This is a genomic window from Longimicrobiales bacterium (assembly GCA_028823235.1).
Classification (GTDB): Bacteria; Gemmatimonadota; Gemmatimonadetes; order Longimicrobiales; family Gaopeijiaceae; genus UBA2589.
Genome location: JAPKBW010000013.1, coordinates 65,811 through 78,409 on the forward strand (window position 1 = coordinate 65,811; position 12,599 = coordinate 78,409).

General features: G+C 59.3%; 12 protein-coding genes. 1 reads left to right on the top strand and 11 read right to left on the bottom strand.

Annotated elements, in window-relative coordinates; genetic code table 11:
* The first annotated feature begins 290 nt into the window (after positions 1-290).
* On the top strand, positions 291-2,123 hold the full coding sequence (locus OSA81_09220; GenBank protein ID MDE0899184.1) for a peptidylprolyl isomerase: 1,833 nt from the start codon (positions 291-293) through the stop codon (positions 2,121-2,123).
* Positions 2,124-2,263: 140 nt separating this feature from the next.
* Here OSA81_09220 and OSA81_09225 read toward each other — a convergent pair whose 3' ends face one another.
* From OSA81_09225 to OSA81_09275, 11 genes are all read right to left on the bottom strand, one after another.
* The gene (locus tag OSA81_09225; GenBank protein MDE0899185.1) at positions 2,264-2,521 is read right to left on the bottom strand and encodes a twin-arginine translocase TatA/TatE family subunit; all 258 of its coding nucleotides are present in this window, start codon (positions 2,519-2,521) and stop codon (positions 2,264-2,266) included.
* Positions 2,522-2,585: 64 nt separating this feature from the next.
* Complete coding sequence (locus OSA81_09230) at positions 2,586-2,867, bottom strand: hypothetical protein (protein ID MDE0899186.1); 282 nt, start codon at positions 2,865-2,867, stop codon at positions 2,586-2,588.
* A 51-nt stretch (positions 2,868-2,918) separates the two neighbouring features.
* On the bottom strand, positions 2,919-3,914 hold the full coding sequence (locus tag OSA81_09235) for a polyprenyl synthetase family protein (protein MDE0899187.1): 996 nt from the start codon (positions 3,912-3,914) through the stop codon (positions 2,919-2,921).
* Positions 3,915-3,963: 49 nt separating this feature from the next.
* A complete protein-coding gene (locus OSA81_09240; GenBank protein ID MDE0899188.1) occupies positions 3,964-4,119 on the bottom strand; it encodes a hypothetical protein in 156 nt (51 codons plus the stop codon).
* Entirely contained in the window at positions 4,116-5,057 is a 942-nt protein-coding gene (gene ftcD, locus OSA81_09245) for a glutamate formimidoyltransferase (GenBank protein MDE0899189.1), read from the bottom strand. Before ftcD ends, OSA81_09240 begins: the two co-directional genes overlap by 4 nt.
* 93 nt (positions 5,058-5,150) lie before the next feature.
* The gene (locus OSA81_09250; GenBank protein MDE0899190.1) at positions 5,151-6,278 is read right to left on the bottom strand and encodes a hypothetical protein; all 1,128 of its coding nucleotides are present in this window, start codon (positions 6,276-6,278) and stop codon (positions 5,151-5,153) included.
* Between the two features lie 221 nt (positions 6,279-6,499).
* Positions 6,500-9,514, bottom strand: coding sequence for a putative LPS assembly protein LptD (locus OSA81_09255; GenBank protein MDE0899191.1), 3,015 nt, complete (start codon positions 9,512-9,514; stop codon positions 6,500-6,502).
* On the bottom strand, positions 9,511-10,317 hold the full coding sequence (tatC, locus tag OSA81_09260; protein ID MDE0899192.1) for a twin-arginine translocase subunit TatC: 807 nt from the start codon (positions 10,315-10,317) through the stop codon (positions 9,511-9,513). The genes OSA81_09255 and tatC overlap by 4 nt, the downstream gene beginning before the upstream one ends.
* A 74-nt stretch (positions 10,318-10,391) precedes the next feature.
* Positions 10,392-10,889, bottom strand: a complete 498-nt coding sequence (nrdR, locus tag OSA81_09265) for a transcriptional regulator NrdR (protein ID MDE0899193.1) — start codon at positions 10,887-10,889, stop codon at positions 10,392-10,394.
* Between the two features lie 59 nt (positions 10,890-10,948).
* Entirely contained in the window at positions 10,949-11,740 is a 792-nt protein-coding gene (locus OSA81_09270; GenBank protein MDE0899194.1) for a tetratricopeptide repeat protein, read from the bottom strand.
* 70 nt (positions 11,741-11,810) lie between these two features.
* Positions 11,811-12,404, bottom strand: coding sequence for an OmpA family protein (locus OSA81_09275; GenBank protein ID MDE0899195.1), 594 nt, complete (start codon positions 12,402-12,404; stop codon positions 11,811-11,813).
* Between the last annotated feature and the right edge of the window lie 195 nt (positions 12,405-12,599).

Here is a 12,599-nt window from a genome sequence, read left to right on the forward strand (position 1 = left end):
CAAAGGAAGATGGATAGTCCCTACACCGCGAGAAGATACGGATTGCGCGGAAAAAGTGTCAACGAAAATGCGTTCGGGAGAATCGTGGACGGATTCGCTCCGGCGACGACTGGACTCCCAAACCGCCATCCGTTCCTCCGGGAACCGCGCCACCGGAGGACACGCAACCCACGTCCCCCCAAGAATGGATTTCGCCTCTCCGTTGAGACAGCGTACACGAGCGGTTATCCTTTCGGGCCTGTTTTTTTGCGGTTTTACATACGTAAAGTGGTCGTAGGAGACAAAGCGCGATGATGCGTCAAATGCGGGAAGCGACGAAGCCGATCATGCTATTAGCGGCGATCGCATTCGTAGGCCTTATGGTCTTCGAGTGGGGCATGGATGCCTCTGGTCAAAGCGGTGGTGGCCTTGGTGCGATCGGATCTGTGAACGGCGACCCTGTCATGTACGATTCGTACATGGCGGCATATCGTCAGATTTATGATCAGGCTCAGCGATCTCAGGAAGAGCTAATCAGCACCCAACAGAACTCCGACATCGAAGATGCGGCGTTCAACGAGGTGGTGAACCAGTTGCTCATTCTGCAGGAGCTAGACCGTCGCGGCATTGCGGTCACTAGCCAGGAAATAAGTGAGGCCGCGCAGTTTCAGCCGCCGGACTACCTGCGTCCGCAGTTTCTTGATGAGGCCGGGAACCTGGATCTCGCAGGTTATCAGTCCTTCCTCGTCTCGCTTCCGCCCGAGCAGCTCCTGATTCTGGAGACTTACTACCGAGACGTGATTCCACGAGGCAAGCTCCTTCGACAGGTCTCCTCCGGGATCTTCGCCTCGGACGCGGAGCTCTGGCAGGAATACAGAGATCAAAGCGAGCAAGTCGAGATTCAGTACGTCCCCATGAATCCCGCGAATCGATACGCCGACACCGACTTCACGGTCACGGATGCCGAAGTCGAGGCATACTGGGATGCAAATCAGGAAGAATTTGAGGTGCCCGCACGCGCCAGCGTGAATGTCGTCGTGCTCGACAAAACGCCGACGGCCGCAGACACAGTGGCGTCGACTGAGAGGGCATCCGCGATCCGTCAGCGGATCGTGGACGGTGAGGACTTCACCGAGGTCGCGACTGCTGAATCTTCGGACCAGGCGACCGCTCCTGCCGGAGGAGACCTCGGTGTCTTCGTGAAAAACTACATGACGCCGCCATTCGACTCTGCCGTATTTGCCGCCCCAATCGGTCAGGTGGTTGGTCCGGTTCAGTCGTCGTTCGGCTTCCACGTCCTTGAGGTTCAGGACCGCTGGGCAGCTGACAGCGCACAGGCGCGGCACATCCTCGTCAACATCGAGCGAACCGACGACAGTGAGATCGAACTGCTCACGATGGCCGACTCGCTAGAGAATCTTGGCGAAGCCATGCCGCTCAATCAGGCGGCCGCTGCGGCAGGCCTGACAGCCACGACAATGGATATTGCACAGAACTTTCCCTTCATTCCGGGGGCCGGCCAGGTCAGCGAAGGGTCCGACTGGCTTTTCGAAGAAGCGTCCCCGGGAGAGGTAAGTCCGGTGTTCGAGACCTCGACGGGCTTCTACGCGATCGAGCTGATCAGTTCAGAGCCAGAGGGAGTTCTTCCGCTTACTGACGCAACCGTTCCGATTCGCTCCACGCTTCTCTTCGACAAAAAGATGGAGCGAGCCGCAACGGAGGCTCGGGACGTCGTCTCGCGCATTCGTGGCGGTGGAGTCCTCGGCGACATCGCAGCAGATCTTGAGCTGGAGTTGCGTACGGCCGGGCCTTTCACTCGGGCTGAGTTCGTGCCCGGTGTGGGGCGCCAGAATGCGGCGATCGGGGCAGCGTTTGGAATTCTGCCTGGCCAAGTGAGTGACGCGGTTTCCACGCCCGCAAATGCGTACGTAATTGAGGTACTGGGGCGCGTCGAGGCGGATTCAACGGCCTGGCTCACCCAGATTCCTATACAGCGGCAGGTGGCCGTGCTAACACGCCAGCAGGTCCGGCTACAGGAGTGGATCGAGGCCTTGCGGGGTGCGGCCGACATCGTCGACCGACGTGACATCGTCCTCGCACCCTTAGATGACGACCTGGCGCTCCAGATGCCCTTGGGCTTCTAGCACCGAGGGGGGTATTCACCGGCCCACGTGGCCGGTACGCCAGAACGAAAGAGAGGGACGGGAGCCAAAGCTCCCGTCCCTCTCTTTTTATGTCCTGACCCGCGCTACCCCCCGGACCGCCGTTCCCAGAGCTACTGGGTTCAGCTCTCCGTCGGAACGCTATCGCTCAGCTTCCGTGGCTCACCGTCTTCTTCCGCGTTCGCAACCACAGGCTCTGGCGGCGGGCTGGAATGATGAATCCGCTGCTGATCGTTCGGGACTTTCAGTTCGTCTTGGATTTCACTCACGGAGCTCTTGAACTCCCGGATCCCTTTACCAAGAGACGAACCAATTTCCGGCAGGCGCTTCGCGCCGAACAAGAGAAGCACAACCATAAATGCAAGGATCATCTCACCCATGCCGATTCCACCTATCCCCATCTTTCAAACCCTCCATCGAGGCATCGGCCTCGTTCGTTCAAAATCAGATCCACTGACGGACTATCATCGCCACGATCGCAATCCCGACCATCGTCAGGAAGTTCAAGGTGAGTGTAACAGGGCCGAGGTCAAACGCGACAGCCACGAGGTCCACCGAAAGCGGTCCAATCGAAGCATTCACGGAAGTCAACAGGAACTCCCTCGACGCGGTGCCCGACGGTAGCGAGAACTCAACGAGCTTCGTGAAGAGCCCACCGAGGAACAAACCCAAGACCATCGTCCAAGTGAACCGTATGACGCCTCGGCGTCGGGTATCAACCAACATACTGGTGACTCGACCGAAGGATTCCCTGAGCTGGCTTCCATTGAGAACGTATCAACGGATCCGATCCACTGCATACGTCACGGCATCTCGAAGCGCGGTGGTCGCGTCGCTATCCGGTATCTCCGAGAGGGCCTCTCTCGCCAAGTCCGCGTATCGGGCCGCTGCCTCGCGGGCATATTCGAGTCCGCCCTTGGAAACGACGATCGCGACAATCCGAGCGATCTCGTCATCCGTCGGATCAATGCGTGTAAAAAACGACCGAATCTCAGCGTCTTGGACCTCATTGACGCGACTCATTGTGTCGATCAGAGGGAGGGTCACTTTCCGCTCACGCAGATCCTGGCCCGTGGGCTTCCCTGTCACAGCCTCTGTGCCCGTGTAGTCAAGCAAGTCATCGGCGATCTGGAAGGCCATTCCCAGGTTGTGCCCGTACCGAGCCAAGGCCTCTTGATACTCCGGCGCCCCGGCGATCGCGCCCATCTCGCAGGCCGCAGACATCAATGAAGCGGTCTTGGCTGCGATGAGGCGGTAGTAGTCGTCCTCAGTGAAGTCGAGTGCATCATATGACGTCAACTGATGCATCTCACCGACCGACATCTCATTTGCCGCGTTGGCCAACACCGCGAGTGCTCCAAGATTGCCGATTCGTGCGAGCTCAGAGACACCCCTCGAATAGAGGTAGTCACCCATGATGACCGCGACCTGATGGGTCCACAGTGCGTTTACCGTAGGGAGCCCTCGTCGCAGTGCAGAATGGTCAACAGCGTCATCGTGGACGAGCGTCGCCAGATGCACCAACTCGACCACAGCCGCAAGCGTAAGAGTCTCGTCATGGTTTCGCTGCGCGACACGACTCGCCAGCAGCAGAAGCATCGGCCGGAACAGCTTCCCACGCATGAACAGAAGGTGTTCGTTCACTTCCTCGATATGATCAAAGTCGGAGAGGACAATCCGGCGGATCTCATCCCCTACCCGCTCCAGTGGCTCCCGTACAGGGGCCTGGATGGCGGACAGCTGAGGCGGTACGACCTTCGCGGCCTGACTCATCTCGCCTTCTTTGAGCGATTGCGGCGCGGTGACTGAGGCACGGTCAAGCCTAACGCCGCTCTCGGAGATGCTCGGTTACGTCAGCGAAGTTGATGTCGAGCGAGAAGACACGGTCGTAGTACTCCAAGGAAGACGGCGAATTCTGGAGCTCTTCATAGGCGACCGTGAAACGGGTCGACTGCTGCTTGAGCGACTCGATGCTCATTCGGCGATTTCCGAGGTCTCCGTGCGTCCATCCGCATGAGCCATGACATAATTGGCTACACGGTGGGAAAGAACCCGGGCCGGCCCCAGGTAAGGAAGCTGTAATTTGCCCGACGAATTCGGAAGCACAAGGGTATCCGGTATCATTCCAATCACTTCCGTCTCAACGACTTGCCCACCTGCGGCCCTCAACTCGGCGTCGATCTTGTCGAAAACGTCCAGTGGTGCCGTCCGATCGGGGTCCTCCAAGTTCATGGAGATCTGCATTCGGTCCTGACCCGCCAGGCGGAGCCCCAGCGCCCGGAGGCCAGCGAAGCCACCGTCGCGCTCCCGTATGACGCCGGCGATGCGCCGGACCTCTGCCAGTTCGACACCCGTCACGAAGACGTTCCAGGCCAGCAGGACCGGACGAGCCCCCACGCATGTGACACCGGCGCTTGGGTGCGGCCTCTTTGCCCCCACGGGCACGTCCGGTGTCCGGTCTTCAGGCCATCCATCTGCCAGCGCCTCAACTCCACCTCGCCTGAGCTGGGCCAGGCCTCGGCCCACTGGCTTCGCCGCCTGCCCATAGAAGAATACCGGTACACCCAATCGTGCGATCGCCGACCCGACGCGATGGGCCGACACCACCGCGTCCTTCATGGTCAGTCCATGCACCGGGACAAAGGGAAGGACGTCAAGCGCGCCCACCCTCGGGTGCACCCCTTTGTGGCGCCTGAGATCGAAGTGCGTGCAGGCAAAGTGGGCGGCCTCGACGGAAGCCGACTCGACATCACCTGGCGCACCGATGAAGGTGACGACTGATCTATGGTGATCAGGGTCGGATGACCAATCCAGGACCTCCACATCGAAAGCGGAAATACGGGCGACTAGCTGCTCGATCTTCGCGACGTCGCGGCCCTCAGAGAAATTCGGAATCGCTTCCAGTACTTGTGTCATGCTAGAAACGTATGTCGCGAGCCGAACGAACGAAGGGCCGGGCCGCCCAGCGCTCGACCCTTCGTTCGCATTTCCGCCTTGAGCGATGGTGACTCAGCCGCCACGACTCTGGGTCAGCTCCGGGTTGTTTGCCTGAAGTTGGTAGGCCCAGTCGAAAATCATGAGCGCGTCGTTGTTTTGATCGAAGCCGAGCAGGTCTACCCGGATCATTCCGTAGTGAGTCTGTCCGTCGTTTCCGATCACCCGAAGCACATAGCTCTCCTGAGTAATCACGTTCATGGCTTGGACTACGTACCCGCCGGTCGGAGCGACCTGCAGATCAACACAGCCTGCGTCGGCAGCCACACCGCACTTGAGCGCGGACGTCGCGAAACCCGTCGGATAGACTGCTGCGTTCGGCCCAGGTACCAACCACCATCCGTTCACATCACTTTCAAGACGGAAGTGCCGGAGGGGATCCAAACCATCTACGATCGGGAGAACATTCTCGTCCTCCGAGAATTGAAAACCTGAACTGGCCGGTACGTCGGCGAAGTCATAGAGCCACTCACCGGTGAAGTCCGGCCGCGGAGTACCTGAAGCAAGGGGACTGCCATCGCTCTCGTGTCCATTTAGGTCGACTGCCAACACGAAGTAGGTGTACGTTCGCCCGTTTGCGGCGAGCAGATCGAGGAAGCCCTCGGAGTCCGTCTCCCCCAGCAGGAACGAACTCGATCCGTCATCCAGATAGACCCTGTAGTGGGAGAACCCGTCGGACACCTGCGACGCGATTCCCCACGTCAGATAGTTGGCGTTATCAAGCCCCACGACCCTGGGCCCATCCGGGATCGGTGGAGTCGTGTAGGGAGGAACGAACACCTCCACGACGACATCGCTATCCGTCTCGACACCGCCGTCACTTACGGCGGACACGATATATTCGTAGGTCTCGCCATTGACGATGTTCAGGTCTTCATAAAGGCAGAAATTGTCGATGCAGCTGGTCACCTCCGCGATGAAGAACCATGAAGCATCTGTGACGCGCCGGGAGTAGACCCGGAAGGCCTCTCCGTCCCATTCAGGGCCTAGCTCCCAAGTGACTTGGACTGATCCTGCGTAGTACGTGACCGCGAGCGCTCGAGGCGCGTCAGGGATCCCTAGCTCCACCACGTAGGTCACATCGGCATCACATGCCGTCAGGGACAGCATCAGAACCAGATATCCAAGGGCCAAGCGTTTCATCGTTCCTCCATCGGCAGGCTCACGTCTCGGCGCATCGTGCGACTCGACAGGCTCTACCTAGCGGCTCGCAATACCTAGTGCAGGGCCCATACCAAACCTCAAATCGTTTAACTGCAATACATTACCGTTTCTGAAGAATTGCGATACGTCCCTTCACGAGGACACTTCTCCGACCAAGCATGGGACAGGCCTCCACCTTCAGCCTAGAGGCAGGGAAGGGACTACCGCTCTGAAGTCGGCAGTCCGAGGTCCAGATTTCTCTGGTTGTAGTCGAACTTAAGATCACGGTTGTCGAGCAAAGAAACTTCGAACCGGAACGTCCAGTTACCTGTGGCGGTCTGGAGAAAGTCGAAGTTGGCTTGCCAGCGGTGCAGATCTCGCGTCAGGCGAATCGAGTGGTCGTTGAACGCACCTCGTTCGAGGTCGTAGGCCGTTCGCCAGCTCACACTCCAGTTGGTAGTAGGCTGGATCCGCAACGTCCCGCTGACCATCTGACTCATGATCGACACATTCGGGATCCGTGGCCTTTGCAGCGAGTAGCTCAGGCTCGCGTTCCATCCGCCACTCGCGCCCTGCGCGGAGTTGATCGGCGATGCATCTCCCCGGCCGGTCACCGGTACGATCGACGACTCATCCGTAGCACCCTGAAACTCGAGGGGCTCCGTGTTGTCCGGCTCTTCCGGAGGAGCCTCGTCATCGTTTCCACCAAAGCTCAACCAGCGGAAAATCGAAGACGTGGATCCCAGCGAAAAACCCAAATTTACACCAGCCAGGTGCGGGTCGAACGACCGGCTTGTGATCCGGTTATCTGCGTCGAACTCGTCTACGAAGAGCTCGTGATCCATCGAAATCGACAACCCCCGCAGATAGTCGGACGAGAATTGATTGGACAGTCTCGTGGTCTCAAAGCCAGACAATGGAATTCCGGTGGAGTCTGCTTCCACGAAGTCGTATTGGATGACGCTCATCCGCCACGCAAGCAGCGTCAGGGAAGGTGTAGCCTGCATCCGAGTGGGACCGCCGTCTTCGTTTGACGCACCAGTCGGATCAGTCGGATCAGCTCGTTCAACGGTTGGCCCCGGTGCCTGACCCAGTGAATTTTCGACGATCGGTAGTCCATCCAGGCCCATGGCCGGTGCCACGACGCTCAGGCTGTCGATGTCCTCGTCTGAGGCGCGACGCTTTGCCTCGAACGTCTGTGTTAAAGAAAGAGAGATCCTGTTCTTCGGTTGAAGCGCACGCGCTCCGAATACGTCCTGCTGTAGCGAACTGGGGCTCGACGCAGGGCTCCACTGGTAGTCGACAGCCGGTGAAATCTTGTGCCGGATCGCCTCAAAGGACCCGAAGCCCGGAAAGAATCCATAAACATCAGTCTTGAGCTGGGCACCGAACGCCATGCGGGAAGGTGCCGCGACGAAGTTATGGGCGAGTGTGTCCTGGTCCGATCGAAACATGCGGCCCGACATCGACAGTCTCGGCGTAATCGTCGTCGACCCAAGGAGCTGCTGCTGGTAACCAAGCCCCGTCGACCAACCCAGCGTGGCATCAGCCACGTCCCGAACCGGCGCCCCGACCATGAGGTCGGCTGGGTTTGCCGAATCACCCAAAATGAGGAGCGCTTCGGGGATACCGAACGACTGGTTCTCTTTCAAATCGATCGACTGGGAGAACGTAAGGCTACCCATGCTCAGATTACTCCGAGCAAAGCTCGCCATGACCTCGGTATCGGCGTTCATGAGGGTGAGGATTGAGTCTCCGGGCATGCGGTCCACGGTGTTCCGCCGCACACCACCCGAACCCGACCACGTCATGTTGTTGTAGAAGGACGCCTCGCTGGACGGCGCTCGGAAGAGAGTGATGGGAGACAGCGACAGGTTCGCGGACGGTAGCAGCCACTCAGTCCGGTCATCGGACAGGAATTGCTTTCGATTGGCCGACATCGACAAGCTGCCCCAGCCAAACCTCCGATTGATGCCGGCCTCCGAATCGATCGACTGGGTGACTTCCTGGGGATTGAACGAGTTCTCCCGCACGAAATCATTGTTAGAGATGAACCGTCCAGAAACACGCAGCTGCGTGCGCTCGTCAATCTCCCACGAGTGGCGCGTGTCGACCCCGAGCTCGGTGGAGCCGTCCTGGTTCCAGTAGCGCCGGACGGCCAGGTCCCCCTGCAGGAATTGCCGTCGAAAGTTGTACCTGAGCGACCCAGTCAAACTGAAGAAGGTCTCGCTGAACCAGTCCATTGCGGCGAGTGTATCGAAATACTCACTCGCCGCCCAATAGAATCCGATATTGCTGACACGTCGTCGATAGCCGCTCGACGTGCTGAGGATGTCGTTGACGCTGAATCGAGGGGTGAGAATGCCCGAAGAACGTCCACGAGACAGGCTCTGGGCCATGAACGGAAGCCACGCCACCGGCACATCCGCAAAATAAAGCTTCACCCCCCGCGCCACGAGGACATTGCCAGCTACGATCTTGATTTCGTCCGTCCTGAAGTGGTAGTGCGCGTCTTCGATATCACAGGACGTGAACTCTGCGTGCACCATGAACGTCGAGTCCTGGGCTGCGAATGGCATGTCCCCAGTGACCCTCCAGTTCGTCCCTTCCTGGTTCCAGGACGTGGTGGCGCCGACGGCGGTGCCCCTGCCCTGGCTCAGATCGTAGATCATGTTCGCGGCGTCGACCGGGTCACCATCCGGCGGCGTGAAGGTCGCCTGGCCAACGGTTCGCATCGATCCAGTCGACTCATCGAAGGTGATCGAGGTGTCCGCCTCAATCAGGAGGCCCTCCTGAATGACCCGCGCCCGGCCTGCATCCGGGGCAGTCAGAATCAGAATGCGTTCCTGCGCTTCGAAGTCGGCCGACTCAGCCTCGTACTCCGTGAGCGAGTAACCGGGCATGGCCATGAGCGCGGTCGCGACGGAATCCATCCCCGGGCCCCCGGAGCGATTCCCGGAAGCGGCTTCCGCCATCCTCGTCGAGTCCTGGATATAAAGAAGGCTGTCCGCCCCCGGCAGACGGTCCAGTCGCTCCAGTCGCTCCAGTATAGCCAGTCGCGCTGAATCAGCCGGGACCGCCAGCGTGTCCTGTGTTTCTTGTTGGACAGCCAAAGTATCGACTGAGACGGTGTCCAGTACGGCTTGAGCGGCCAGTCCCGAACTGGAACCCGGCAGTCCGGCCAGCAGGAAGAGCGTGGTGAGCAGCCTCTTGAGGCAGACTGCACCTCGGATCACTCCTTCTCCACTGAGTCGGTCGGAGGCGCCAGGCTCCTCTCGTACTCAGCCTCTTTCTTCGCCTTGCGGCGATATACGCCCACTGAGAGGAAGATGCCGAACTCGTAGAGCAGCACGAGTGGGAGCATCATCATGATGGTCAGCGTGATCGCGTCGCCCGGCGTGATGAAGCTGGCCAGAACTGTGATCATGACGATTGCGTGCCTTCGCTTAGAGCGCAGGAAGGCTGGTGTCACGACGCCCATGAGGCTGAGCGCGAGGATCACAATCGGAAGCTCGAAGACCGTACCAAACGCGATAAGCATCTTCACCACAAAGCCGAGCGTCGCGTTGATCTCCAGAGTCCCTTCGATAGAATCGGTCAGGAACGCTTTGAAGAATTCGAGCGTAACGGGAAGCGCCGCGAAGTAGGCGAGCGCCACGCCACCAATGAACAGCAACAGGCCGAGATAGAGTGCCGGCACAATCGCGCGGCGTTCATCTTTCTCAAGCGCTGGCGACAGAAATGCCCACACCTGATAAACCAGGATCGGAAACGCCAGAATCACACCGCCGTAAATCGCGAGGCGCAGCGTAACGAAGAAAGGGTCGGCCGGTGACAGGTAGATCAGTCGAAGGTTCGGATCATCGTAGGCATCGCGAATGGGCTCTACTAGCAGTTCAAGCACATTGAAGTAATAGACGAGACCAAACGAGAGAATCGACGCGCTGATAAGCGCGAGCATCGCCCAGAGAATCCGCCAACGGAATTCCTCAAGGTGATCCAGAAAGGGCATCTCGCCCTTGGCGTTGCGGTTTATCATCGACACGGCGTATTCGAACTTCGATGGAGAGAACGGATCGGCACAGGGTTCGCTGAACGATCTCTGAAACGACCCTAAATGAGCAGTTCGACCTGATTGCGCCGCTGCTCCTCCCGGTCTTGGGCAGCGGCCATTTCGTCGACGAATTCTTGGAACTCACCGGCGTCCTGGAAGTTCCGATAAACCGACGCAAAACGCACGTATGCGACGCGATCGATCGGCTTGAGTCGTTCCATGACCAGGGCACCCAGGCGCGCACTTGGTACCTCTACCCCGGCTTCTCGTGAAAACTCATCCTCAATGTCATCGATGAGCGCCTCCATGTCCGATGCCGACACTGGCCGTTTCGCGCATGCGACCTTTACGCTCCCGATTAGCTTGGCTCGATCGAAATCCTCAATTGCACCCGAGCGCTTGAGCACCTGAATCGGACGCTCTTCGACGTACTCGTACGTCGTGAAGCGGGTACCACAGACGGTGCACTCCCGGCGGCGGCGTACGGCACGCCCACCTCGACTCGCTCGGGTATCGACGACTCGATTCTCCGTCGCGTCACACTGTGGGCAACGCATCGGTCAGCGCCCCGGAACGGTGGGCCGCCCGCCGGCTGAGAGATTCGCCGGCGTATGCACTACCCGATCTCTTCGAGCATATCCCGGGCGAGCATGGCCATAGTCGAGCCGGGGTACGTGTTCACAAGACGTTCGAGCGTCACTTTTGCTCCGTCCCCGTCATCGAGTTGAAGCTGAATGTTGGCGACCCGAAATAGCGCGTCAGGCACCTTGGCATGCGTTGGAAACAGCGACTGGATTTCCTGGAACGCGGCAAGCGCATCCTCTGGACGACCCTGCTGCAGGAGGATGTCAGCCAGGTGGAAGTGGCCGTCGACCACTCTTTCATCGGTGGAGTGCTGCGCGAGGAAATCCTCAAAGGCGTTCGTCGCTGAGTTCAACGAACCCCGCTGCACCTGGTCCTGCGCCACCCGCCACAATTCATCCGGATTGTCGGCGCCGGCGATGAGGCTCTCTCCGCCTCCGCCAGTCATATCCGAGTTATCGGTGACCGTCGTGGTTGGTCGGGGGTTCGGTGTGCGCCGAATGTTCGCCAACTGATCCCGGACCGAAGCGAGGCCTCGCTGATTTTCACCGGCGATCGCCTCGAGACGAACGAGTGTCTGACTGATCTGCTGAAGCTGCCGATTCAAGTCACCACGAAGCTCAAACGCCTGATCGTTCTGATTCCTCAGAGAGTCCTGCGTCTGAAGTGTCTCCAGCCGGATCTGAGTCAGTATGGAGTCCTGACGTGCGGAACCCATTCGTAACTCCTCCTGGAGCAGGCGAATGTCTCCCTTCATGGCGCATCCGCCTGACATCGCGGAAACCACGAACAGGGTCACTGCACGGCCGATCAGTCGTCGATCCATACTGTCCTCATATGCACAAGGAACCCCTCCCCCGGCGAGCCGGAGGAGGGGTCTCTCAGATACATCCCCGTCAGTTGGCGGGGTTGATCGCGTTGGCACCCGCCGTGATCACGAACTGACCACGCCGGTTCCGCGCCCAGGCAGAATCAGTCGATCCCTGCTGGAGCGGACGACCTTCACCGAACGAAACGATCTCGAACCGGTTCTCCGCGAGGCCGAAGCCCGTCAGGAACTGGCGGATCGCTTCGGCGCGACGATTACCGAGCGCCATGTTGTACTCTGTGGAGCCACGGTCATCCGCATGACCCTCGATGCGGATCTGGACCTGCGGACTGGCACGCAGAATGTCGACCTTCGCACGAAGCGCGGTCTGCGCATCGTCACGAATCTCGGACATGTCGTAGTCGAAGAAGACCATCTCTTCGAGCGTTGCACGCGCGGCGCGCATAGCCCGCTGACTGGCAGCCTCCGCCTCACGCTCTGCGGCAACACGCTCGGCCTCGGCCCGACGTTCAGCCGCTGCGGCTGCTACGGAGTCGTTGTAGGCCGCAAGCGAATCAGCGTCTGGCTGCGGTGGTGGCGGCGGCGGCGGCGGATCACCACCGCAAGCGCCTACCAGGAGCGTGGCTGCAAAAACCATTACGAAAAAACGACGGACGATCATCCCATCTCCCGGGTTTAACGAACTGAAATGAATTCAGAACGTGCTAGGGGCGTCTAACTAAACGAAGCTAACGCCCTTTTTCAGAGGGAAAAGTCCCCCTGCCATATAGGTCTCATGCCACGAAAACGCAACGTTTATCCTACGTTGCCCGACCGCAGACTGAGAAGCCCTCGATACCGCTGTCCGAAGACTCAT